The following is a 22304-nucleotide window of genomic DNA, read 5'->3' as shown; positions in this document are numbered from 1 at the left end:
CGTTCCCCTGTCGACTTGATGACGATGCCCCGAGACTACGAATGCCCACCCTGACCCGCAAGGACGAAGTAACCGCGGTTTCTGCCAGCGACGTGGTGCTGGTGGTGTTCGACGGCGTCGAGGTGATCGACGTCGCCGGTCCTGCCAGCGTGTTCAGCAAGGCCGAGCAGATGCACCCCGGCCGCTACCGCCTGCACATCGCATCGCCGGCCGGCGGCACCGTGGCGACGAACGGCGGCCTGAGCTTTTCGGGCACCTGCAGCCTGCAGCAGCTGCCGGCGTCGATCGACACGCTGATCGTGGCGGGCGGCGACGAGCCGGCCGTGCGCGCGGCCATCCTCGAGCAGCACATCGGCGCCTGGCTCCGGCAGGTGGCGCCGCGCACGCGCCGCATGGCGAGCGTGTGCAGCGGCGCCTTCGCGCTGGCCGCGGCCGGCCTGCTGGACGGCCGCGAGGCCACCACGCACTGGCGCGTCTGCGACCAGCTGCAGGCGCTGCGGCCGCAGGTGCGGGTGCAGCGCGAGCGCATCTACGTGCACGACGGGCCGGTGTGGACCTCGGCCGGCGTCACCACCGGCATCGAGCTTGCGCTTGCGCTGGTCGAGGACGACCTAGGCCATGCGGTGTCGATGGAGATCGCCCGCACGCTGGCGCTGCCGATGCTGCGTGGCGGGGCGCAGCCGCAGCTGACGCAGGCGCTCCAGGCGCAGGCCTCGGCCAGCCACCGGCTGCGCGAACTGGTGGCGTGGATCGGCACGCATCCGCAGGACGACCTGTCCGTCGAGGCCCTGGCCGGGCGCGTGCAGATGAGCCCGAGAAACTTCGCGCGCGCCTTCGCGGCCGAGACCGGCTGTACACCGGCGCGCTTTGTCGAACAGGTCCGCGTGGCCGCGGCCGCGCAGCTGCTGCGCCAGACGCGGTGGCCACAGGACCGCATCGCGAGCCGCAGCGGCTTCCGCTCGGTGGACGCACTGCAGCGCGCCTTCGCGCGGCAGCACGGCCTCACGCCGCAAGCCTATCGAACCCATGACGACACCTGACCCTTCTTCCCTCGCACTGATCGACGACTGCTCCCGCGCTTCGCTGCAACTGCTCGAACGCAACCTCACGCCGCACGGCATCCTGGCCGCCAGCCGCACCGAGGCGGCCGTTGCGCGGCGCTACACGCGCATCTTCGGGCGCGACGCGGCCATCTGCGTGATGGCCATGTGCGGCAGCGGCGTGCCCGCGCTGGAGCAGGGCGCCGTCGCCAGCCTCGACGCGCTGGCCGCGCAGCAGGCGGCCAACGGACAGATTCCCAAGTACGTCGACCCCGACGGCCAGGATGCCGACTTCTGGTACCTGGGCTGCATCGACGCCACGCTGTGGTGGCTGATCGCGGTGGACCACGTGCGCCGCCATGGCCAGGTCGGCGCCTCGCACTGGAGCGGCGCAGTGGCGCGCGCGATCGGCTGGCTGCTGGCGCAGGAGCACCAGCACTTCCGGCTGCTGCAGCAGAACGAGGCCAGCGACTGGGCCGACATCATGCCGCGCTCGGGCTATGTGCTCTACACCAACGCGCTCTGGTACGAGGTGAAGCGCCGCTTCGCGCTCGACGATGCGGAGGCGACGCAGCACCATTTCAACCACCTGTTCAATCCATTCCAGCAGGACCTGCCCGAATACCACCGCGCCCGGCTGCTGCGGCACTATGCGCGCCGCGGGCGAGCCGATCCGGGCCTGTACCTGAGCTTCGTCAACCTGTCCTTCGTCGGCGACGAGGGCGACGTGTTCGGCAACGTGCTGGCCATCCAGGGCGGGCTGGCCGATTCGGAGATGGCGAACCGCATCGTCCGCACCATTGCCGCGGCGCGCGCCTGCGAGCCGTACCCGGTGCGCGTGGTGCTGCATCCGCTGACGCGCGAGCATGCGCTGTGGCGGCCATACATGGCGCGCCACCAGCAGAACGTGGTGCACCAGTACCACAACGGCGGCATCTGGCCCTTCGTGGGCGGCTTCTGGGTGATGGCGCTGGCCCGCCTCGGACTGCACGACATGGCCTGGCCCGAGCTCGCGCGCCTTGCGCATGTGAACCAGCTCGGCGGCTGGCGCTTCACCGAGTGGTTCCATGGCCGCACGCTGGCGCCGATGGGCATGGCGGGCCAGAGCTGGAATGCCGCGGCCTTTTTGCTGGCCCGGCGCGCGCTGGAGGGCAGCGAGGCGGCCTGGTGATGCGTTGCGCTGCGGCCCGGTCGATCAGACCGTGAGCACGACCTTGCCGATGTGTCCGGCGCGCTCGAGGTAGTGGTGGGCCTGCACCACCTCGTCGAGCGCAAAGCGGCGGTCGATGCGCATCTGCAGGGCGCCGCTGGCCAGGCCCTCATTGACGAAGGCCAGCGCGCGGCCCAGCGCAGCTTCGTCGCGCGGCAAGCCCATGGTGGCCGAGCCGGTGAATTCCAGCACCGTGTAGACGTGGAAGCGCCAGCTCTTGCGGAACTGCGCGAGCACGGGGTAGCTGAACTCCGCGCCGCCGGAGAGCCCGTACAGCACGTACCAGCCGCGCTGTGCGACGGCATTGCCGAGCCGCTCGAGCTGCGGACCACCCACGCCGTCGTACACCAGGTCGGCGCCGCGGCCGCCGGTCAGCGCCAGCACGCGCTCCACCACGTCTTCGTCCTGCGTCACCACCACATGGGCTGCGCCCGCATCCAGCAATGCCTGGCGCTTGGCTGCCGTGCGCGTCGTGGCGATGGCGGGGAGGCCTGCCGCGCGCGCCATCTGCAGCGCCGCAATGCCCGTGCTGGATCACGCACCCGTCACCAGCACCGTCTGGCCGCGCTGCAGGCGGGCCATCTCGAACATCGGGAAGTAGCCCGTCAGGTAGGCCATGTAGGCACCGGCGGCCTGCTCGGCCGAGAGCTTGCCGGGGTGGCGCACCACATGCGAGGCGGGAAAAAGAATGCGCTCGCCATAGGTGGGATACAGGCCCTGGTTGGCTCCGGGCAACAGCGCGACGCGGTCGCCGATGTTCAGGCCCTCGACGCCCGCGCCTACCGCTTCGATGAGCCCGGCGGCCTCGTTGCCCAGGCCGGCCGGCAGGACCGGGTCCTCGATGTACAGGTTCTGGCGCCACAGTGCGTCGGCCCGGTTCAGGCCGATCGCCTGCACCGCGATGCGCACTTCGCCGGCGCCAGGCTCCGGCGTCGCGACCTGCTCGACCTTCAGGACATCGGCGCCGCCGAACCGGTGAAAGCGAACCATCCTGCCCATACGAAAATCTCCTTGGAAAAGCCGGCGGCCCCGGAATGAAGCGGCCGAAGGCATCAATCTAGAAGCCGCAGGGCCATCAAGGAAATCGATTCATACGATATTCACTATGCATGGAATCGATGACTTCAAGGCGCCTGGATGAAACCGATCGAACTCAGCCGGATTGACCTCAACCTGCTCACCGTGCTGGCGGCCCTCATGCGCGAGCGTCACGTCAGCCGGGCTGCGCAGCGGCTGCACCTGGGACAGCCGGCCGTGAGCCACGCGCTGGCGCGGCTGCGCGAGCTCACGGGCGATCCGCTGCTGGTGCGCCAGGGGCGGGTGATGGAGCCGACCGAACGGGCGCTGGCGCTGATGCAGGGACTGGGTCCGGCGCTCGACCAGATCGAGGCCACGTTCCGCGCGCAGGCGGACTTCGAGCCCGCGCGCGCCGCGCCGGTGTTTCGCATCGGGCTGACCGACGACCTGCAGATCGCGATGCTGCCGCGGCTGCTTCGCGCGCTCAGCGTGGAAGCACCCCGGGCCAGGCTCGTGACCCTGACGGTCTGCTACCGCAACGCCGCGCGCCATCTCGACGAGGGGAGGGTCAGCGCGGTCATGAGCTTCCTGAAGGACCTGCCGGCGGGCGCCAAGATACGCAAGGTCCGCACGGCGCGCTTTGCGCTGCTGCGTGCCGACACCGCAGCCGCAAGACTGACGCTCGACGACTATTGCCGGCGGCGGCATGTGCTCGTGACCTACGCGGGCGACCTGTGCGGCACCGTCGATGAAACATTGAACAGCCTTGGCCGGCAGCGCGAGGTGGCCTTCTCGGTGCCGCAGTTCGGCAGCCTGCCTGCCGTGCTCGCGGGCACCGAACTGCTGGCCACGGTGCCGGAGCATGTGGCGCAGGCACTGTCGGCGCAGGGCGGGCTTCGCTGCGAGGCGCTGCCGTTCGAGAGTCCTAGCTACCAGATCAAGCTGGCCTGGCGCGCCGTGACCGACAAGGACGCGGCGGAGACATGGCTGCGCAAGGCGATGTTGCGGGCCTTCAACGACTGATCTATCAGACCGCGGCCGCGCTTCATGGCGGCGGCTGCGAAAGAACCCATCCGGCCAGGGCCTTCGCCTCTTCATCGCTCAGCTGCGGCTGGCGCGGCATGATGACGCGCCCCCAGGTGCCCACGCTGCCGCCTCGGATCTTGCCGGCCAGCCGGGAGGGCGCCGCCGCGTCGCTGCGGTAGCGCTCGGCGATCTGCGCGAAGCCGGGTCCGACCTGCTTTCGGAGCATGCCGTGGCAGGCGAGGCAGCCGTGTTCACGGGCCAGTGCCTGTGCGCCGTCGACAGTGGCGGCGAATGCCGGAGCGGAAATCGACAACGAAGCCAGCAGCGCGAGCAATGGAAGTTTCCGCCCGTTGCTTGATGGCCGTTTTGAAATGAGAAGCATGGGCCCTATACGTTCTGGCGCATCTCCCGCGGGGCGGCTGCGCTTATGCTGTGCGGAATCACAACGCCGATTTTCCCACCATGACCGACTACCGCCCCGTCTTCGACCAGAGCTTCGGCAAGATCGCCGCCGAGCGCCTGCCCGAGCTGCTGCGCGCCATGCCCAAGGCCGAGCTGCACATGCATATCGAGGGCTCGCTCGAACCCGAGCTGATCTTCGCGCTCGCGCAGCGCAACGGCGTGGCCATACCGTACGCGAGCGTCGAAGAGCTGCGCCGCGCCTATGCCTTCACCAACCTGCAGAGCTTTCTCGACATCTACTACGCCGGCGCCAGCGTGCTGCTGAAGGAGCAGGACTTCTACGACATGGCCTGGGCCTACCTGGAGCGCGCCGAGGCCGACAACGTGGTGCGCACCGAGATGTTCTTCGACCCGCAGACGCACACCGCGCGCGGCGTGCCGATGGAGACGGTCGTCAACGGCCTGCACCGCGCGTGCACGGATGCAGAGGCGAAGCTCGGCGTGAGCGCGGCGCTCATCCTGTGCTTCCTGCGCCACCTGAGCGAGGAAGAAGCCTTCGAGACGCTGGAGCAGGCGCTGCCGTACCGCGACAAGTTCATTGGCGTGGGGCTCGATTCGAGCGAGGTCGGCCATCCGCCCGAGAAGTTCGCCCGCGTGTTCGCGCGCTGCCGCGAGCTGGGCTTCCGCCTCGTCGCGCATGCGGGCGAGGAGGGCCCGCCGGCCTATGTGTGGAGCGCGCTCGACGTGCTGAAGGTCGAGCGCGTCGATCATGGCGTGCAAAGCGCCAAGGACCCGGCGCTGATGAAGCGGCTCGCGCAGGACCGCATCCCCCTCACCGTGTGCCCGCTGTCGAACCTCAAGCTCTGCGTGTTCCCCGACCTGGCGCAGCACAACCTCGGCGCGCTGCTCGACGCGGGGCTGGTCGCCACCGTCAATTCGGACGACCCGGCCTACTTCGGCGGCTACATGAACCAGAACTTCACGCAGACCTTCGCGGCCACCGGGCTCGGCGTGCAGCAGGCCTGGCAGCTCGCGGCCAACAGCTTCGAAGGCAGCTTCATCGACGCGGCCGCCAAGCGCGCCTACGTGGACCGGCTCAACGCCGTCTTCGCGGCCTTCTGATCGGCCGCGGCGGGCCGCGGCACCAGCAGCGGCATCGCCACCAGCGCGCAGGCGCTGGCCACGAGCCACACCAGCGGCCAGCCCTGCAGCGCCAGCAGGTGCGGGATCGAGAAGGGCGTGAGGAAGCACACCAGGAACACGCTGGTGTTCGCCATGCCAAGGGCGGTGCCCGCGCGGGCCGCACCGGCCAGCGTGGCCAGTTCCGTATAGGCCACGCCGTGCCATGCCGACACGCAGACGCCGCTGGCCGCCAGCAGCGCCACCAGTGCCATGCGCAGCGCTACCGAATCGGCCCCATGGGTGCCCGCCGCCAGCACCAGCGCCGCGAGCCCCGCGAACAGCAGCACGCTGAGGGCGCTGCAGGCGCGCAGGTAGGCGGGACGGTTGCGGCGGCGGTCGGTCCAGCGGCCGCTCCATACGCGCATCACCATCGCGCCGACCTGCACGAAGACCATCGTGGCCGTGATCGCCGCGAGGCCCGCATGGCCGAAATCGTGCAGGAACACCGTGCCGAAGGACAGCACCGCGAACTGCGGCGCGCACAGAAGGCCGATGCCGGCCGCAATGCGCCACACGCGGGCGTCGTGCAGCGGGCCGCTGGCTCCGGGCACCGAGGGCATTTCCGCGGTGCTGGCGCGCCGGGCCACCGGCGGCTCGTGCACCCAGGCCCAGCATGCGGCCGCGCCCAGCGCGCACAGCAGCGCGAGCAGGCCGTACAGCGCGGCAAAGCCGAAATGCAGCGTCACGAATGGCAGCACCAACGCGCCGATGCCGCCACCCAGCGGCACCGCGGTCTGGCGGATGCTCATGGCGAGCCCGCGCTCTCCGGCGTCGAACCATGTCATCAGCGCGCGGCCACTCGCGCCGTTGACGCTGCCTCCCAGCAGGCCGACCAGCAGCAGTCCGCCGCCGAGCCAACCCATGCCCGGAATGCGTGCGGCGCCAGGCACGGCCCACAGCGCCATCGCCACGAGCGCGACGGCCATGCTGCCCAGGCCCATGAGCAGCACCGGCCGGTCGCCCCAGCGGTCGGTCAGCAGGCCCCACGGCAGCTCGCTCATGGCGATGCCCAGGCCCATGAGGCCAAGCACGAGGCCGAGCGCGGCGTTGTCGAGCTGGTAGCCGGTGCGCATCAGCACAGCCGTCATCGGGATGCCGTTGATGGCCACGGAGAACGCCACGTTGGCGGCCACGCCCGCGGCCAGCACCTTCCAGCGGTGGTGCGGCGAATACGAAAGGGAGGAGGTCGAATGGATCATGTTGCGGCGCAGTGTCCGCCGTTGCAAAGCTTTTGAAAATCAGAAAATAATGAGTGAATCGTCCCAAAAATCAGGACGATCAACGAAGGGTGAATCCATGTCCCAGGTGATGTTCGATCTCGACGTGCTGCGCAGTTTTTCCACCGGCATCGCGCTTGGCAGCTATGCGCGCGCCGCCGACAGGCTGGGCCGCTCCACATCGGCCGTGAGCGCGCAATTGAAGAAGCTCGAGGCGCAGGCCGGCACCGCGCTGTTCCGCAAGGCCGGCCGCGGGCTGGAGCTCACCGACGCGGGCGAAACGCTGCTGGCCTACGCCCACCGCATGCTCGAACTCAACGCGGAAGCCGGCGCCGCCATGCGCGGTGCGGACCTGCAGGGCTGGGTGCGGCTCGGCCTGCAGGAAGACTTCGGCGAAACGCTGCTGCCCGCGGTGCTCGGCCGCTTTGCGCGCGCGCATCCCAAGGTGCGCATCGAGGCCTGCGTGGCGCGCAGCGCGGAACTGCGCGAACGGCTCGAGCTGCGGCAGCTCGACCTGGCCCTGGTGTGGGACACCGGCGAGCAGATGACGCCGCATGGCGAGCGCGTGGCGCGGCTGCCCCTGCAATGGATCGGCCCCAGGGCGCCCGATGCGCTCGACGCGGCCTGGTGGAAGGAGCGCGAACGCCGCCCGGGCGTGCGCAAGAGCCGGGAGCCGCTGCCGCTGGTGCTGCTCGATGCGCCATGCCCGCTGCGCGAGATCGTCGTTGCCGCGCTCGACCGCGCCGGCACGCCGTGGCGCCATGCGTTCACCAGCGCCAGCCTGGCCGCGCTGTGGGCCGCCACCTCGGCCGGCCTGGGCCTGTCGGTGCGCACGCCCTTCGGCCTGCCTGCGCATGTGCGTGCCATCGAGCGCACGGTCATCGGCCTGCCGGCGCTGCCGCAGATGTCGCTCATGCTCTATCGCGCGCAGCCCGCGGCCGAGGCGCCGGTGACCCGCCTTGCCACGCTGCTGCTGGAGGCGGTGCGCGAGCATGTGCAGGCGGAGCCCGCGCAGCTTCACTGAACCGCACCGGGCACAATCCCGTAGCCCTTGCGCCGTGCCGATGCATGAGAATCCGTCGCCGGAGACAAGACAAAAAAACGAGACACGGCATGACCACGCAGCAAAACTTCCTGCATCTCTGGGACGACAGGTTTCTCTACATCACGCCGGCGATCCAGTCGGGGCTCACGGCGCGCTCGTCGGCGACGCTGCTGGCGTCGGTCAGCGGCCATCCGTTCATGCTCGAGGCGGTCGATGGCACGCGCGTGCATTGCACCGCCGCGCTGGTGGCCCCGCATGTGTCGCGCCGGCTCGATGTCGATGGCTGCGGGCTGCTGTCGCTCAACCTCGATCCGGCATCGAGCGCCTACCGCATGCTCGCGCGCTGCATGGGCGGCCACGGCATCGAGCCGATCGATGCGCGCCGCTTCGGCAAGCTGCGCGACGACTTCGACCCGGCGCAGCGCGGGCTGCTCGGCGACGCCAGCCTGCAGTCGCTCAGCGCGAAGATGGTCGAGGCAATCACCGGATGCCCCGAGCTCGTGCCGCCGATCGACCGGCGCATCGAGCGCGTGCTGCAGGCCATCCGCGAACACGCGGGCCAGATCCCGCTGAAGAAACTCTCGGCCGTGGCCTGCCTCTCGCCCGACCGGCTGACGCATCTCTTCGCCGAGCAGGTGGGCGTGTCCGTCAAGCGCTATGCGTTGTGGACCAAGGTGCGGCGCACGGTGCAGCAGTTCACCGGCCACCGGCCGCTCACGGATGTGGCGCTGGTCAGCGGCTTCACCGATGCGGCGCACATGAGCCGCACCTTCCAGCGCTACTTCGGGCTGCCGCCGTCGTTTCTCGCGAGCCGGGTGCATGTGACGGCGGACGCGCAGGCGTCGCATGCGTGGGGCCACGCGACCGTCCACTGAACCGCCCGCACGACAGCGGCTGCGTTCAAGCCGCCGCCTGTCTCCATGCGTAGGCTCCAGGTTGCTCCATCAAGAGAGCATCAACCGGAGACATCCATGAGACAGACATCTTCGCGCGGCGCCATGCCGCCGTTCCTGCTCGCGTTGGCCACGGCAGCCGCGCTCACCGCCTGCGGTGGCGGAGGAGGCGGCAACGGGTTCTCGTTCCCGCCCGTCACCGGCAATCCGCCCGGCAACCCGCCGGCCGACAGCACCTACAAGGCCGAGATCCGCCGCACCGCCATGGGCGTGCCGCACATCAAGGCCGACACCTGGTCCGGCGCGGGCTACGGCTATGGCTACGCGCAGGCCGAGGACAACCTCTGCACCATGGCCGACTCGTTCCTCACCTACCGCGGCGAGCGTTCGCAGTACCTCGGCGGAGAGGCCCAGCTCGTGGCCGGCAGCACCATCGGCCGGCCGAAGAACATCGACTCCGACTTCTTCCACCGGCACGTGATCTCGGCCGACGTGCTCGAGAAGATGATTGCCGCACAGCCCGACAACCTGAAGCAGCTGGTCGAGGGCTTCGCCGCGGGCTACAACCGCTATGTGCGCGAGCTGAAGGCCGGCGGCGCGGCGCACGAGGCCTGCCGCAACGAGCCCTGGGTGAAGCCCGTCACGGCCGAAGACATCTACCGCCGCATGTACGCGGCCAATCTCGCAGGCGGCTACAGCAACTTCCTGCCGAACATCGCCAACGCGATCGCTCCGGCACCGGCGGCGTCCACCAAGACCGCCGCGCGCGGCAGGCTCGACAAGAGCGCGCTGCAGCTCGCGAGAGCAGGCATGCGCATGCCCGGGCTGCAGGTGGGCGGGCACGAAGGCGTCGGCAGCAACATGATCGGCTTCGGCACCGCGGCCACCGGCGACGCAAGCCCGCTGCTCTTCGGCAACCCGCACTGGTACTGGCGCGGGCCCGACCGCTTCTACCAGGCGCAGCTCACGATCCCGGGCCAGCTCAACATCAGCGGCACCTCGTTCCTGGGCATTCCGGTGATCCTGATCGGCTTCAACGACAACATCGCGTGGAGCCACACGGTGTCGACCGCGCGCCGCTTCGGCTTCTTCGAACTCAAGCTCGCGGCGGGCGACCCGACCCGCTACATGCGCGATGGCAGCGCCGTGAAGATGCAGGCGCTGGAGATCACGGTCAAGGTGAAGCAGGCCGACGGCAGCGTGGCGCCGGTGACGCGCACGCTCTACAAGTCGGAGTACGGGCCGATGGTCAACCTGGCGCCGCTGAACGCCGCGCTGGCCTGGAGCCAGACCACGGCCTTCGCGATCCGCGACATCAACGGCGAGAACTACCGCACCTTCCGGAACTGGCTGCGCTGGAACCAGGCGAAGTCGCTCGACGAGTTCATCGCGATCCAGCGCGAGGAGTCGGCCATTCCGTGGGTCAACACCGTGGCCGTGGGCCGCGGCGCGCCCAAGGCCTGGTATGCCGACATCGGCGCGATCCCCAATGTGTCGCCCACCCAGGTGGCGAGTTGCACGACGCCGCTGGGCGCGGCGATCGGCGCCTCGCTGCCGCGCGTGCCGGTCTTCGATGGCTCGAAGAGCGAATGCGACTGGCAGACCGATGCCGATTCCGCGCAGCGGGGCGCGATCGGCCCGGCCCGCATGCCCAGCCTGATGCGCGACGACTACGTGGCCAACATGAACGACAGCTACTGGCTCGCGAACCCCAAGGCACCGATGACCGGCTACCCGGCCATCATGGGGCCTGCGGGAACCGAACCGGTCACCTTCCGCACACGCCTGGGCAACCTGCTGGCACAGGGGCGCATCGACGGCGCCGATGCGTACGGCGCCAAGGGGGCCACGGCCGACACCGTCAAGCGGATGGTGCTCGACAGCCGCGTGCTGACGGCCGAGCTGTTCAAGGACCAGGCGCTGGCCATGGTGTGCGCGACGCCGACGATCAACGTCGCGGCCGATCCGCAGGGCGGCGCAGCCATCGGACGCGACGTGGACACCGGTCCGGCCTGCGCGGCACTCCAGGCCTGGGACAACACCGGCACGAGCGGGGCGCGCGGCGCGCACATCTGGGACGAGTTCTGGAACCGCGCATCGTTGCAGTCCGCGGCCACGCTCTACAGCGTGCCCTTCAGCGCGAGCGACCCGATCCACACGCCGCGCGACCTGAAGCCCGGTGCGCAAGCCGCGCTGCAGCAGGCTTTCGGCGCGGCCATCGCGCGCGTGGAAGCCAGCGGCTTTGCGCTCGATGCGAAGCGCGGCGACTACCTGTTCGCCACGCGCGGCGGCCAGAAGATCCCGCTGTACGGCGGCTGCGGCGGGCCGGGCTACTTCACCATCGCCTGCTCGGAGAACCGCCTCGACAAGGGCGGCTACACGATGGACGGCAACCCCAACGGCAACAGCTACATGCAGATCGTGCGCTTCCCCGAGGGCGGCGTGGAGGCGCATACCTTCCTCACGTTCTCGCTGTCGGACGACCCGGCCTCGGCCCACAGCGCCGACTACACGCGCGCCTACAGCGCGGGGCAGTGGCTCAAGGTACCGTTCTCCGAAGCCGAGATCAAGGCCGATGCGGCCTACCGCAGCGCGGTCGTCAGCGAGTAGCCGGCGCGGGCCGGTCGGCCTGAAAACCGCCGACTAAAATCCGCACCCCGCAGCCGGGCGTCCCGGCCGGCTGCGGGTTTTTGCTTTTCCGGGGCCATGTAGAGGAACACCATGTACAAAAACCTCGCGGGCCGCGCCGTTCTGGCGTGGGCAGCCGCCTGTTTTCTGTCTCCCGCCCTGTCGCAACCGCAGGCTCCGAAAGAGCCGCTGAAGATCGGCTTCGTCTACGTCACGCCGGTCACCGATGCCGGCTGGGTGCGCCAGCATGAAGAGGGCCGCAAGGCCGTCGAGGCCGCACTTGGCGGCAAGGTCAGGACCACCTTCGTCGAGAACGTGCCAGAGGGCGCCGACGCCGAGCGCGTGATCCGCGACCTCGCACAGCAGGGGCACCGGCTGATCTTCACGCCCAGCTTCGGCTACATGGAGCCCACGCTCAAGGTGGCGCGCGATTTCCCCGACGTGAAGTTCGAATCGATCACCGGCTACAAGGCCGCGCCCAACGTCGCCACCGCCAATGCGCGCTACTACGAAGGCCGCTATCTCGCGGGCATCGCGGCCGGCCGCATGACGAAGACGAACGTTGCGGGCTATGTGGCGGGCTTTCCGATTCCCGAGGTGCTGCAGGGCATCAACGCTTTCACGCTCGGCATGCGCTCGGTGAACCCGGATGCCAAGGTGGCCGTGGTGTGGCTCAACGAGTGGTTCGATCCGCCGAAGGAGCGCGACGCGGCCATGGCGCTGTTCAACCAGAACGCCGACGTCATCGCCTTCCACACCGGCTCCACGGCCGTCATGGCCGCGGCGCAGGAACGCGGCAAGATGGCCGTGGCCTACCACTCCGACATGCGCAGGATCGCGCCCGACGCGCAGATCGTCGCCGTCACGCACCAGTGGGGCGGCTACTACACCGAGCGCGCCCGTGCCGTGCTCGACGGCAGCTGGAAAAGCGGCAACGTGTGGGGCGGCGTGAAGGAGGGAATGATCCGCGTCGGCGACTTCGGCAGCAAGGTGCCCAAGGCCGTGCAGCAGGAAGTTTTGGCGCGGCAGAAGGACATCGCGGAAGGCAGGCTGCAGCCGTTCCGCGCGGTGGTGGCCGATGTGCGCGACAACGAGGGCCGCATCGCCATCGCCAAGGGTGTGCAGCTGAACGACGAGCAGATCCTCAAGATGAACTGGCTGGTCGAGGGCGTGCAGGGGCGTGTGGGGCGCTAACCGGCCGGCGTTTGCCGAGTGGCTTTGCCATATAGCATTCATACGCACATGGAAATTGCGGCGCCGCGGCGCTGGATTACCCTCGGAAGTCACGATGAAAAAAGCCTACCGCGCCTCCCTCCTGCGATTCGACGACGCCGGACGGCCCGTTTTCGATGAAGACGGCCTGCTGGTCGTCGCGCCCGACAGCGCCGGCCGCCAGCGCGTGCTCGACGCCGGCAGCCATGCCGCCGTGTCGCCGCGCCACCCCGATGCCGAGCTGAGCCATCTGCCAGGCCGCATCCTCGCGCCGGGCTTCGTGGACATGCACATCCACTTTCCGCAGACCGACATCATCGGCTCGCCCTCGCCGGGGCTCCTGCCCTGGCTCGAGAACTACACCTTCCCGGCGGAAGCGAGGTTTGCCGACCCGACGCATTCGAACGAAGTGGCCGACGTGTTCTTCGGCGAGCTGCTGCGCAACGGCGTCACCACCGCGCTGGCCTTCGCGACTTCGCACGTGGCCTCGGTCGATGCCTTCTTCGAGGGCGCCCAGCGCCGCGGCTTGCGCATGATCAGCGGCAAGGTGCTGCAGGACCGGCATTCGCCCGACGGCGTGCGCGATGAAACCGAGCAGAGCCTCGTCGATTCCGAGGCGCTGATCCGCAAGTGGCACGACACCGGCCGCCTGGGCTACGCCATCACCCCGCGCTTCGCGCCCGCGAGCACCGACGCCCAGATGCGCGGCGCGGGCGAGCTGGCCGCAAAGTACCCCGGCACCTGGATCCAGTCGCACGTGGCCGAGAACCGCGACGAGGTGGCGTGGGTGCGCGAGCTTTATCCCGAGGCGCGCTCCTACCTCGACGTGTACGCCGGCTTCGGGCTGATGCGCGAGCGCGCCGTGTATGCGCACTGCATCTACCTGGACGACACCGACCGCGCGCTGCTGCGCGACACGAAGACGGCCGCGGCCGTGAGCCCGACCAGCAACCTGTTCCTGGGCAGCGGCTTCTTCGACTTCGGCGCGGCCGACCGCGTGGGCTACCCCTACGGCCTGGCCAGCGACGTGGGCGGCGGCACCAGCTTCAGCCCCTTCCACACGATGATGGCGGCCTATTACGTGGGCCGCGAAGGGCAGACCAAGGCCGGCCTGAGCATCGCACCTTCCGAGCTCTGGTGGCGCCACACCGGCGGCGCGGCGCGCGCGCTGGGGCTGGGTGGCGTGGTCGGCAACCTGCAGCCCGGCTGCGAGGCCGACTTCCTGGTGCTCAACCCGCAGGCCACGCCCCTGCTGGCGCGCAAGGCCGCGCGCGCGAACAGCCTCGAGGAGCTGCTGTTCGCGATGATCGTGCTGGGCGACGACCGTCTGGTGGAGCGCACGGTGATCTCGCAGGCGGGATAGCCGCAAGCTCGCCGCAGGGCCGGGGCATGGCGCATGCCACAATTCGCGCCATTCCTCCCCGCAGCAGCATCAGCGACCGCATATGAGCATCAAGAGCGACAAATGGATCCGGCGCATGGCCGAGCAGAACGGCATGATCGAGCCCTTCGAGCCCGGACAGGTGCGCGAGGCCGCCGGCCACAAGATCATCAGCTATGGCACCTCGAGCTACGGCTACGACATCCGGTGCGCGCCTGAATTCAAGGTTTTCACCAACATCCACAGCACCGTGGTCGACCCGAAGAACTTCGACGAGAAGAGCTTCGTCGACATGCACGGCGACTACTGCATCATTCCGCCCAACAGCTTCGCGCTGGCGCGCACGGTCGAGTACTTCCGCATTCCGCGCAACGTGCTCACCATCTGCCTGGGCAAGAGCACCTATGCGCGCTGCGGCATCATCGTCAACGTGACGCCCTTCGAGCCCGAATGGGAGGGCTACGTGACGCTCGAATTCAGCAACACCACGCCGCTGCCCGCCAAGATCTATGCGGGCGAGGGCTGCGCGCAGGTGCTGTTCTTCGAGAGCGACGAAGTCTGCGAAACCAGCTACAAGGACCGCGGCGGCAAGTACCAGGGACAGCGCGGCGTCACGCTGCCCAAGACCTGATCCGCGCATTCTGACCGCCGGTTACGCAGCCGGCGGCCGGGCCAAGTACCATCCAGAGGCGATCCGGCAAAACCCTGCAAGGCCGGCAAGGAGACTGCGATGAGATGGGAAGGCAATGAACAATCCGAGAACGTCGAGGACCGCCGCGGTGAAGACGGCGGCGGCGGTGGCGGCGGCTTCATCGGCGGGCGCAGCATCGGCATCGGCACCATTGCCGTCGCGCTGATCGCGGGCTGGATCTTCGGCATCAATCCGCTGACCGTGCTCAGCCTGCTGAGCGGCGGCGGTGGCGAGCAGGTCCAGGTGCAGCAGCAGCATCAAGGCCCCGCGCCCAAGCCGCCTTCGAATGACCGCGAGGCGGCCTTCGTCTCGACCGTGCTGCGCAACACCGAGGTGGTCTGGACGGACATCTTCCGGCAGAACGGCGGCAGCTACCAGCCGCCGCGGCTCGTGCTGTTCCGCGGCGCCACGCCCACGGCATGCGGCACCGGCCAGGCGGCCATGGGGCCGTTCTACTGCCCCGGCGACAAGAAGGTCTACATCGACCTCGGCTTCTACGACACGCTCAAGAACCAGCTCGGCGCGCCCGGCGAATTCGCGCAGGCCTACGTCATCGCGCACGAGGTCGGCCACCACGTGCAGGACGAGCTCGGCGTGACCGCCAAGGTCGACGGCATGCGCGGGCGGCTGAGCCAGTCGCAGAACAACGCCCTGAGCGTTCGCGTCGAACTGCAGGCCGACTGCTTCGCCGGCATCTGGGCGCACCATTCGCAGGAGTCGAAGAAGTGGCTCGACCCGGGCGACATCGAGGCCGCGATGAATGCCGCGCAGAAGATCGGCGACGACGCGCTGCAGCGTTCCGCGGGCCGCGCGGTGGTGCCCGACAGCTTCACCCACGGATCGAGCGCGCAGCGCCAGCGCTGGTTCGGCGCGGGCTACCAAAGCGGCGACGTCAAGTCCTGCGACACCTTCAATGCACGCAATCTTTGAGCCTCTAGGTCTTCAAAGGCGCGTGGATATTAGGCAAGTTGCTACAAAATAAGTAGCAATGCGGCCGGCGCGGAGTTTGTCGCGCCGCTGTCACTGCCATTTTTTGCGGCAGTGCGACAATAGAAGGCTTAATGACAAGCTCCTTCTCCAATCTATCGCTGGCGGAACCGCTGGCGCGCGCCGTAGCCGAAATGGGCTACGAGACCATGACTCCCATCCAGGAGCAGGCCATTCCGGTCGTGCTTTCGGGGCAGGACGTGATGGGAGCCGCGCAGACCGGCACCGGCAAGACCGCGGCGTTCTCGCTGCCGCTGCTGCAGCGCATGCTCAAGCACGAGAACGCCTCCACCTCGCCCGCGCGGCATCCGGTGCGTGCGCTGGTGCTGCTGCCCACGCGCGAACTGGCCGACCAGGTGGCCCAGCAGGTCAAGCTGTATGCCAAGTACACCAACCTGCGCAGCACGGTGGTGTTCGGCGGCATCGACATGAAGCCTCAGACGCTCGAGCTCAAGAAGGGCGTTGAAGTGCTGGTGGCCACGCCGGGCCGGCTGCTCGATCACATCGAGGCCAAGAACGCCGTGCTGAACCAGGTCGAGTACGTGGTGCTCGACGAGGCCGACCGCATGCTCGACATCGGCTTCCTGCCCGACCTGCAGCGCATCCTGAGCTACCTGCCCAAGCAGCGCACCACGCTCCTGTTCTCGGCCACCTTCTCGCCCGAGATCAAGCGGCTTGCAAACAGCTACCTGCAGAACCCCGTCACCATCGAGGTGGCGCGGCCGAACGAAACGGCCTCCACGGTCGAGCAGCATTTCTACAGCGTGATTGACGACGACAAGCGCCGCGCGCTCAAGCAGATCGTGAAGCAGCGCGGCATCACGCAGGCTTTCGTGTTCGTCAACAGCAAGCTCGGCTGCGCACGCCTGGCGCGTTCGCTCGAGCGCGACGGCCTTCGCACCACCGCGCTGCACGGCGACAAGAGCCAGGACGAGCGGCTGAAGGCGCTCGCCTCGTTCAAGGCCGGTGAGGTCGACCTGCTGGTGTGCACCGACGTCGCGGCCCGCGGCCTCGACATCAAGGACGTGCCCGCGGTCTTCAACTTCGACATTCCGTTCAATGCCGAAGACTACGTGCACCGCATCGGCCGCACCGGCCGCGCCGGCGCCTCGGGCCTGGCCGTGAGCTTTGCGAGCGGTGGCAACGACGCGCGCCTGGTGGCCGACATCGAGAAGCTGATCAAGAAGAAGATCGAGCTCGAACCCGTCGAATTCGAGGAAGACCGTCCGCGCGGCCGCATCAACGACGGACGCCGCCACTGGCGCGAAGAAGGCGAAGCCGGCGATGCGCGCGACGTGCTCGACCAGCCACGCGAGCGCCGCGAGGCCGAAGTCCGCCGCGGCGGCGGACGTCCGCACCGCGCACCCTCCGCGCCGCGCGATCCGTTCTTCGACAAGCCCTACGAGCCAGGCCAGGCCGACGCCACGCCGGCCTGGGAAGCCGCCGCCAAGGCGGCGCCTTCACGCGGCATCTCGAGCAACATCAAGACCAAGCGCAAGGTCGCGGCCCTCTTCAAGAGCGCCGAAACCAGCTGATTCCCCCCGCTGGGCTACCTCCATCCGCGGTGCCAGCCGTAGCGGGGGTGGTACCAGCCATACCCGTAGCGCGGGTGGTAGTTCCAGACGAAACCCACGCCCGGCGACACATAGGTCGGGGCCACGTAGGCGACGCCGGGTGGCGCTGTGTAAACAGGTTGCGCCGGCGCGACCACGCAGCCGGTCAGGATGGCCGCCAGCGCGGCGGCCGAAAGGGCGAGAACAGGCAGTCTCATGGCGATGCTCCTGGGACGAGTTGATCGTTATTCCCAGAAAACGCCCCGCGCCACCGGCGGATGACCTGCTTTACCCTCGCGAAATAATGTGACCGGCCGGTTGCAAGCCGGGGCGGCGCGCCGCGCCTCAGATCACGTGGAAATGGTGCGTTCCGTCGCGCGCCAGCTGCGCCACAAGGCCGTATTCCCAGTCCAGGTAGGCCTGCATGGCCTCCGCCGGCGCATCCGTGCCTTCATAGGGCCGGCGGTAGCGGTCGGTGCGCGGCGTCCCGAGCCGCGTCTCGCCCGATTCGGCTTCGAGGCCTGCCGCAAACCATGCCGCGTTGCCACCGGCCAGCACCAGCACTTCGACGTCGCGCTGGCCGCGCGCATCGAGCAGCAGGCGCAGGTCGGCCGCGGCGTAGCGTGCGAGCAGGCTGCTGCCGCAGGTCAGCACATAGCGTTGCGATGCAGGAATGGCCGCATCGATCGCACCCGCGAGCTGCGCGCGGATCGCATACCAGGCGCCGGGGATGTGGCGCTTCACATAGTTGGCGCTGGTGGTCACGTCGATCACCGCCGTGCCGCTCTGCTGCTTCAGCAGGGCCGCCAGCTCGCTTGGCGAGATCTCTCCCACGATGGCCGCGGCGGGCGGAAAGGCGGGCGACGGCGCGGCCGTCTCGGCGAAGGCCGAAGCGGCAGGCACCGTGTCGAGCACGTAGGCCTCCCATCCCATCTGCGCGAGCCAGGATGCGCTCATCGAGGCCCGCACGCCATCGTCGTCGGCCAGCACGATGCGCGCGCCGCGCACCGGCACCTGGTGATCGGTTTCCTGCACCAGCTGCCCGCCGGGCGCGCTCGCAAAGCCGGACAGGTGGCCGGCCTCGTATTCCTCGGGCGTACGCACGTCGAAGCGGTACACGGTGCGCCCCGGGGCTTCCAGCGCATGCAGCGCATCGAGCGCGATGCGGCGCACGCCGGCCCTGTCGGCCACGCGCCGCGCATCGGCCTGGGCCTGCGCGCGGTGCGCATCGGAGATCTCGGCCGGCGCCTTGCGTTGCGCTCCATGGTCCAGCACCTGTCCTGCGAGCTTCCAGCCGATGGTGCCGTTGCGCAGTGCCGCCACCGGGTTCGGAATGCCCGCATTCACCAGCGACTGCGTGCCGATGATGCTGCGGGTGCGGCCCGCGCAATTGACGATCACCTGGGTCGACGGATCGGGTGCGAGCTCGCGCACGCGCAGCACCAGTTCGGCCCCGGGCACGCTGGTGGCCGAGGGAATGCTCATGGTCTGGTATTCGTCGAAGCGGCGCGCGTCGAGCACCACCACGTCGGCCTTGCCGTCGACCAGCGCCTTCACCTCGGGCGCGGAGAGCGAGGGCGTGTGCCGCTCGTGTTCGACCAGTTCGCCGAAGGACTTGCTCGGCACGTTCACGTCGCGGAACAGCTCGCCGCCGGCCGCGCGCCAGCCCTCGAGGCCGCCTTCGAGCAGGTGCAGGTTCGTGTAGCCCAGCGAGGCCAGCGTGCGCGCGGCGAGCGGCGCCAGGTCGATGCCGCCATGCGCGCCGTACAGCACGATGAAGGTGTCCCGCCGCGGAATGCGCCGCCAGGCCTCGATCTCGATGCGCGAGAGTGGCAGGTTGGCGGCCCACAGCGGATGCTCCTGCGCGAAGGGGCCTTCCTCGCGCACGTCGAGCAGCGCGGTTTCCTCGCGTGCGAGCAGGCGTGCGCGCACGGCGGCGAAGGGCAGCAGGGGGAAGGCAATGGTCGTCATGCGGATGTCGTGGTCGATCTGAGTTCGGCTGAGCGGTCCCACAGGTTGGGCAGCAGCGTGTTGGAGTAGCCCGAGACGAATGGCTTGCGCCCGCCGTCGGCCGGGTAAGTATGCCGCCGCACGGCGCCGATGTTGGCGCCGTACACGTGGATGCTGATCGATACGCGGCCTGCATGCGCGTTGTGCACGCGATGCAGGTCGCCGATGGCGGGCGACACGGCCTCCACGTCGCCGGCGCCCAGCCGCACCGCTTCGCCTTGCGGCCGTGCCCGGCCGTCGCTGCCGACGGCATAGCCCTGGCTGTATTCGGCGCCGCGCAGCATGCCGATCAGACCCCATACGGTGTGGTCGTGCACCGGCGTGGCCTGGCCCGGTCCCCAGACAAAACTCACAACCGAGAAGCGCTCGGTGCTGTCGGCATGCAGCAGGAACTGCTGGTAGCGCGACGGGGCGGGCTGGGCGAAGGCGTCGGGCAGCCAGTCGTCCTGCGCCACCAGCGTTCGAAGCAGGGCGCCGCCTTCGGAAAGAATGCGCGGCTCCTCGGGGCCGCTGTCGAGCAGGCGGCCGAACGCGGTGACGAATTCGCGCAGCGGCGCGATGGCCGAGGTGCCGCTCATGCGGGGCGCTTCCACAGCTGCGCATCGGTGATGGCGCGCACGTCCACCCGCAGCGGCAGGATGCCGTCGCGCGCCGAGCGGTCGGCCACCGTCTGCAGTGCGGCGATGTCGGCCTCGGTCACAGGCCGGCCCGTGACCGAGGCGCGCGCCGTGATGATGCGCGCCGATTCGATCGGCAGGCGCGTGAGCTGGCTGTAGGCCTGCGCATAGGCCTCGGGGTTGGCCAGCGCCCATTCGCCTGCGCGCGCCAGCCGGTCGAGAAACTGCACGATGGCGGCGCGCTTGGCGGGATCGGCCAGCGACGGCTCGCTCGCGGTGATGAAGCCCAGCGCCGTGTTGATGCCGTGTCCGTCGCGCAGGATGCGCCCGCCCTGCTGCAGCGCGATCGTGTAGTAGGGATCGAAGACGGCCCAGGCATCGATCTGCTTCGAGGCGAAGGCCGCGGCCGCATCGGTCGGCAGCACGAACTTCACCGTGACCTCGTCGCGCCGCACACCGGCTTCCTCGAGCGCGCCGTAGAGCTGGTATTGCGAGATGCTGCCGCGCGCGGACGACACGATCACGGTCTTGCCGCGCAGATCGGCCACCTTGCGCAACGGCGAATCGGGCTGCACCACGATGCCCAGGGCATCGGCCTTGCCAACGCGCGTGGCGACGATCTTCAGCGGCGTCCGGCCGACCGCCGCGGCAAGCACCGGCAGGTCGCCGGCCACGGCGGTGTCGACGGCCGCGCTGCGTTGCGCCTCGAACAGTGGCGCCGCGCCCTGGAAGTTGGCCCAGCGGTACGCAAAGGGCGCATCCTCGAGCGCCTTCGAGGCCTCGAACAGAGCGCGCAGGCCGCCGGCCTGGTCGCCGAGCACCAGCGTGGTTTGCGGTTGCGCCCATGCGCGCAGCGGTCCGGCCGCGGCAAGCGAGAGGGCCGCGCCCTGCTTGAGCCAGCGGCGGCGCGAGGCCTTGGAGAACGGCAGATTGGTCATGCGGCAGCTCCCTCGGACAGCAGCGCACGCCTGCCCGCCACGACCAGGATCGCGTCGTTCTGCGGCGTGTGGATGCGGCTGCACAGCACGTCGCGGTAGTGCCGCTCGAGCGGGTTCTGCCGCGCGAGGCCGTGGTTGCCGCTGAGCTGCAGCGCGAGTTCGACCGCGCGGATCGCATTGCCCGTCACGGTGTACTTGAGCAGGCCGCTGTCGGTGGCCGGCGGTGCACGGCCTTCGTCCACGGCATGCGCGGCCTCGTCGAGCAGCACGCGGTTGGTACGAAGCAGCGCCTCGATTTCTCCCGCATGCTCCTGCACGCGCGCAAGGCTCGCGAGCGGCGCGCCCAGGCTGCCGGGGGAACGACGGTTCAGGAAGTCCACCAGCCAGCCACGCGCAGCCTGCGCCACGGCGTCGTAGAGGCTGCCGAGCAGCACCGTCATCCAGGCCTGCTGCGCGGCGTGGGCATCGATGTCGGTCTGGCTGCCGGCGTCGGGCGCCCAGTCGGCCGGTGCACGCAGGTCGACCGCATGGTCGAGCTCGATGGCCACGTTCTCGAACACCACTTCGTGGCTGCCCGAAGCGCGCAGGCCCAGATGGTCCCAGCTCGCGATCACGCGCACGCCGGGCGCATCGCGCGGCACCAGGAACACGCCGGTGCGCGGCGCGGCTTCGTCGGTGCGGGCCCACACGGCGAGCCAGGAGAGGCCTTCGATGCCCGTCGTGTAGAGCTTGTGGCCGTCGATCCTCCAGCCGCTGCGTTCGCGGCGCGCGACGGTTGCGGGCAGCCCGCCGCGCGCGGGCGAGCCGAGCGCGGGCTCCACGCGCAGCGCATTGATGAGCGCGCCGCGTTCCACCGCACTGCGCAGCACCCGTTCGCGCAGGTGCGGCGGCCAGCGGCTGTCGCTGCGCGCGAGTGCATGGTGCTGCAGGTAGGTCATCGTGAGGATCAGCGCGGTCGCCGGCTCGCCGCGCGCCACGGCCGCAATCACGCGGCGTGCCGTGGCCAGCGTGGCGCCGCCGCCGCCGTGCGCCGCGGGCGCCACCAGGCCGATGAGCCCATGCGACTGCAAGGCCGCGAAGTTCGGATGCGGAAAGGCGCCGCTGCGGTCGTGGTCGGCCGCGGTGGCGGTGAACTGCGCCGACAGATGCGCGAGCAATGCGGCATCGACGGTGGCAGGCGCGGGGTCTTCATTCGTGGCCGGCGGGCGGCGCAAGGGGAGTGCACTCATGGCTGCGCACAGTACCGGGACCGCGC

At 69.5% G+C, this 22304-nt stretch carries 21 protein-coding genes; 12 read left to right on the top strand and 9 right to left on the bottom strand.

Annotated elements, in window-relative coordinates; all coding sequences use genetic code 11:
- Window positions 1–41 precede the first annotated feature (41 nt).
- Both ACAM54_RS19115 and ACAM54_RS19110 read left to right on the top strand, forming a co-directional pair.
- Window positions 42–1040, top strand: coding sequence for a GlxA family transcriptional regulator (locus ACAM54_RS19115; RefSeq protein ID WP_369648611.1), 999 nt, complete (start codon window positions 42–44; stop codon window positions 1038–1040).
- Window positions 1027–2211, top strand: coding sequence for a glycoside hydrolase 100 family protein (locus tag ACAM54_RS19110; RefSeq protein WP_369648610.1), 1185 nt, complete (start codon window positions 1027–1029; stop codon window positions 2209–2211). The genes ACAM54_RS19115 and ACAM54_RS19110 overlap by 14 nt, the downstream gene beginning before the upstream one ends.
- 24 nt (window positions 2212–2235) lie before the next feature.
- On the opposite strand, the gene ACAM54_RS19105 is transcribed toward ACAM54_RS19110, so the two are convergent.
- Window positions 2236–2763, bottom strand: a complete 528-nt coding sequence (locus ACAM54_RS19105; protein ID WP_369651896.1) for a zinc-binding dehydrogenase — start codon at window positions 2761–2763, stop codon at window positions 2236–2238.
- A 21-nt stretch (window positions 2764–2784) separates the two neighbouring features.
- On the bottom strand, window positions 2785–3249 hold the full coding sequence (locus ACAM54_RS19100; protein WP_369648608.1) for an alcohol dehydrogenase catalytic domain-containing protein: 465 nt from the start codon (window positions 3247–3249) through the stop codon (window positions 2785–2787).
- 138 nt (window positions 3250–3387) lie between these two features.
- On the opposite strand from ACAM54_RS19100, the gene ACAM54_RS19095 reads away from it, so the two are divergent.
- Window positions 3388–4290, top strand: coding sequence for a LysR family transcriptional regulator (locus tag ACAM54_RS19095; protein WP_369648607.1), 903 nt, complete (start codon window positions 3388–3390; stop codon window positions 4288–4290).
- 22 nt (window positions 4291–4312) lie between these two features.
- Here the strand turns inward: ACAM54_RS19095 and ACAM54_RS19090 are convergent, their stop codons facing one another.
- Window positions 4313–4600 carry a c-type cytochrome gene (locus ACAM54_RS19090; RefSeq protein ID WP_309927399.1) on the bottom strand — a complete coding sequence of 96 codons (288 nt, stop codon included), beginning with the start codon at window positions 4598–4600 and terminating at the stop codon, window positions 4313–4315.
- A 155-nt stretch (window positions 4601–4755) separates the two neighbouring features.
- On the opposite strand from ACAM54_RS19090, the gene ACAM54_RS19085 reads away from it, so the two are divergent.
- Window positions 4756–5817 (top strand): adenosine deaminase, encoded by a 1062-nt coding sequence (locus tag ACAM54_RS19085; RefSeq protein ID WP_369648606.1) that lies wholly within the window; start codon window positions 4756–4758, stop codon window positions 5815–5817.
- On the opposite strand, the gene ACAM54_RS19080 is transcribed toward ACAM54_RS19085, so the two are convergent.
- Window positions 5778–7076 carry an MFS transporter gene (locus ACAM54_RS19080; protein ID WP_369648605.1) on the bottom strand — a complete coding sequence of 433 codons (1299 nt, stop codon included), beginning with the start codon at window positions 7074–7076 and terminating at the stop codon, window positions 5778–5780. The genes ACAM54_RS19085 and ACAM54_RS19080 overlap by 40 nt on opposite strands.
- 97 nt (window positions 7077–7173) lie before the next feature.
- Here ACAM54_RS19080 and ACAM54_RS19075 point away from each other — a divergent pair, with 97 nt between their 5' ends.
- From ACAM54_RS19075 to ACAM54_RS19040, 8 genes are all read left to right on the top strand, one after another.
- The gene (locus ACAM54_RS19075; RefSeq protein WP_369648604.1) at window positions 7174–8118 is read left to right on the top strand and encodes a LysR substrate-binding domain-containing protein; all 945 of its coding nucleotides are present in this window, start codon (window positions 7174–7176) and stop codon (window positions 8116–8118) included.
- 89 nt (window positions 8119–8207) lie between these two features.
- The gene (locus ACAM54_RS19070; RefSeq protein WP_145745292.1) at window positions 8208–9014 is read left to right on the top strand and encodes a helix-turn-helix domain-containing protein; all 807 of its coding nucleotides are present in this window, start codon (window positions 8208–8210) and stop codon (window positions 9012–9014) included.
- A 96-nt stretch (window positions 9015–9110) separates the two neighbouring features.
- A complete protein-coding gene (locus ACAM54_RS19065; protein ID WP_369648603.1) occupies window positions 9111–11642 on the top strand; it encodes a penicillin acylase family protein in 2532 nt (843 codons plus the stop codon).
- A 111-nt stretch (window positions 11643–11753) separates the two neighbouring features.
- A complete protein-coding gene (locus ACAM54_RS19060) occupies window positions 11754–12854 on the top strand; it encodes a BMP family ABC transporter substrate-binding protein (RefSeq protein WP_369648602.1) in 1101 nt (366 codons plus the stop codon).
- 94 nt (window positions 12855–12948) lie between these two features.
- Window positions 12949–14235 carry a guanine deaminase gene (gene guaD / locus ACAM54_RS19055; protein WP_369648601.1) on the top strand — a complete coding sequence of 429 codons (1287 nt, stop codon included), beginning with the start codon at window positions 12949–12951 and terminating at the stop codon, window positions 14233–14235.
- Window positions 14236–14317: 82 nt separating this feature from the next.
- On the top strand, window positions 14318–14884 hold the full coding sequence (dcd, locus tag ACAM54_RS19050; protein ID WP_015866656.1) for a dCTP deaminase: 567 nt from the start codon (window positions 14318–14320) through the stop codon (window positions 14882–14884).
- A gap of 99 nt (window positions 14885–14983) precedes the next feature.
- Window positions 14984–15874, top strand: coding sequence for a neutral zinc metallopeptidase (locus ACAM54_RS19045; RefSeq protein WP_369648600.1), 891 nt, complete (start codon window positions 14984–14986; stop codon window positions 15872–15874).
- Window positions 15875–16005: 131 nt separating this feature from the next.
- On the top strand, window positions 16006–17466 hold the full coding sequence (locus tag ACAM54_RS19040) for a DEAD/DEAH box helicase (RefSeq protein WP_145745277.1): 1461 nt from the start codon (window positions 16006–16008) through the stop codon (window positions 17464–17466).
- Between the two features lie 14 nt (window positions 17467–17480).
- Here ACAM54_RS19040 and ACAM54_RS19035 read toward each other — a convergent pair whose 3' ends face one another.
- The 5 genes from ACAM54_RS19035 to ACAM54_RS19015 form a co-directional block, all read right to left on the bottom strand.
- A complete protein-coding gene (locus tag ACAM54_RS19035; RefSeq protein ID WP_145745275.1) occupies window positions 17481–17702 on the bottom strand; it encodes a hypothetical protein in 222 nt (73 codons plus the stop codon).
- 127 nt (window positions 17703–17829) lie between these two features.
- The gene (locus ACAM54_RS19030; RefSeq protein WP_369648599.1) at window positions 17830–19455 is read right to left on the bottom strand and encodes a rhodanese-related sulfurtransferase; all 1626 of its coding nucleotides are present in this window, start codon (window positions 19453–19455) and stop codon (window positions 17830–17832) included.
- Window positions 19452–20072, bottom strand: a complete 621-nt coding sequence (locus ACAM54_RS19025; protein ID WP_369648598.1) for a cysteine dioxygenase — start codon at window positions 20070–20072, stop codon at window positions 19452–19454. Before ACAM54_RS19025 ends, ACAM54_RS19030 begins: the two co-directional genes overlap by 4 nt.
- On the bottom strand, window positions 20069–21049 hold the full coding sequence (locus tag ACAM54_RS19020) for an ABC transporter substrate-binding protein (RefSeq protein ID WP_369648597.1): 981 nt from the start codon (window positions 21047–21049) through the stop codon (window positions 20069–20071). Before ACAM54_RS19020 ends, ACAM54_RS19025 begins: the two co-directional genes overlap by 4 nt.
- Window positions 21046–22278, bottom strand: a complete 1233-nt coding sequence (locus ACAM54_RS19015; protein ID WP_369648596.1) for an acyl-CoA dehydrogenase family protein — start codon at window positions 22276–22278, stop codon at window positions 21046–21048. The genes ACAM54_RS19020 and ACAM54_RS19015 overlap by 4 nt, the downstream gene beginning before the upstream one ends.
- Window positions 22279–22304 lie beyond the last annotated feature (26 nt).

Origin of the sequence: Variovorax sp. V93 (genome assembly GCF_041154485.1) — a bacterium.
GTDB lineage: Bacteria > Pseudomonadota > Gammaproteobacteria > Burkholderiales > Burkholderiaceae_C > Variovorax > Variovorax beijingensis_A.
The sequence above is the reverse complement of the archived record's forward strand: the minus strand, read 5'-3'. Positions and strand labels throughout refer to the sequence as shown.

What these genes read in the sequence shown, in the direction of transcription:
- ACAM54_RS19100 (WP_369648608.1), bottom strand. Translation starts at nt 3,249, where the DNA reads ATGGGCAGGATGGTTCGCTTTCACCGGTTCGGCGGCGCCGATGTCCTG.
- ACAM54_RS19030 (WP_369648599.1), bottom strand. Translation starts at nt 19,455, where the DNA reads ATGACGACCATTGCCTTCCCCCTGCTGCCCTTCGCCGCCGTGCGCGCA.
- ACAM54_RS19060 (WP_369648602.1), top strand. Translation starts at nt 11,754, where the DNA reads ATGTACAAAAACCTCGCGGGCCGCGCCGTTCTGGCGTGGGCAGCCGCC.
- ACAM54_RS19065 (WP_369648603.1), top strand. Translation starts at nt 9,111, where the DNA reads ATGAGACAGACATCTTCGCGCGGCGCCATGCCGCCGTTCCTGCTCGCG.
- dcd (WP_015866656.1), top strand. Translation starts at nt 14,318, where the DNA reads ATGAGCATCAAGAGCGACAAATGGATCCGGCGCATGGCCGAGCAGAAC.
- ACAM54_RS19015 (WP_369648596.1), bottom strand. Translation starts at nt 22,278, where the DNA reads ATGAGTGCACTCCCCTTGCGCCGCCCGCCGGCCACGAATGAAGACCCC.
- ACAM54_RS19095 (WP_369648607.1), top strand. Translation starts at nt 3,388, where the DNA reads ATGAAACCGATCGAACTCAGCCGGATTGACCTCAACCTGCTCACCGTG.
- ACAM54_RS19080 (WP_369648605.1), bottom strand. Translation starts at nt 7,076, where the DNA reads ATGATCCATTCGACCTCCTCCCTTTCGTATTCGCCGCACCACCGCTGG.
- ACAM54_RS19115 (WP_369648611.1), top strand. Translation starts at nt 42, where the DNA reads ATGCCCACCCTGACCCGCAAGGACGAAGTAACCGCGGTTTCTGCCAGC.
- ACAM54_RS19040 (WP_145745277.1), top strand. Translation starts at nt 16,006, where the DNA reads ATGACAAGCTCCTTCTCCAATCTATCGCTGGCGGAACCGCTGGCGCGC.
- ACAM54_RS19110 (WP_369648610.1), top strand. Translation starts at nt 1,027, where the DNA reads ATGACGACACCTGACCCTTCTTCCCTCGCACTGATCGACGACTGCTCC.
- ACAM54_RS19035 (WP_145745275.1), bottom strand. Translation starts at nt 17,702, where the DNA reads ATGAGACTGCCTGTTCTCGCCCTTTCGGCCGCCGCGCTGGCGGCCATC.
- ACAM54_RS19085 (WP_369648606.1), top strand. Translation starts at nt 4,756, where the DNA reads ATGACCGACTACCGCCCCGTCTTCGACCAGAGCTTCGGCAAGATCGCC.
- guaD (WP_369648601.1), top strand. Translation starts at nt 12,949, where the DNA reads ATGAAAAAAGCCTACCGCGCCTCCCTCCTGCGATTCGACGACGCCGGA.
- ACAM54_RS19045 (WP_369648600.1), top strand. Translation starts at nt 14,984, where the DNA reads ATGAGATGGGAAGGCAATGAACAATCCGAGAACGTCGAGGACCGCCGC.
- ACAM54_RS19020 (WP_369648597.1), bottom strand. Translation starts at nt 21,049, where the DNA reads ATGACCAATCTGCCGTTCTCCAAGGCCTCGCGCCGCCGCTGGCTCAAG.
- ACAM54_RS19070 (WP_145745292.1), top strand. Translation starts at nt 8,208, where the DNA reads ATGACCACGCAGCAAAACTTCCTGCATCTCTGGGACGACAGGTTTCTC.
- ACAM54_RS19025 (WP_369648598.1), bottom strand. Translation starts at nt 20,072, where the DNA reads ATGAGCGGCACCTCGGCCATCGCGCCGCTGCGCGAATTCGTCACCGCG.
- ACAM54_RS19075 (WP_369648604.1), top strand. Translation starts at nt 7,174, where the DNA reads ATGTCCCAGGTGATGTTCGATCTCGACGTGCTGCGCAGTTTTTCCACC.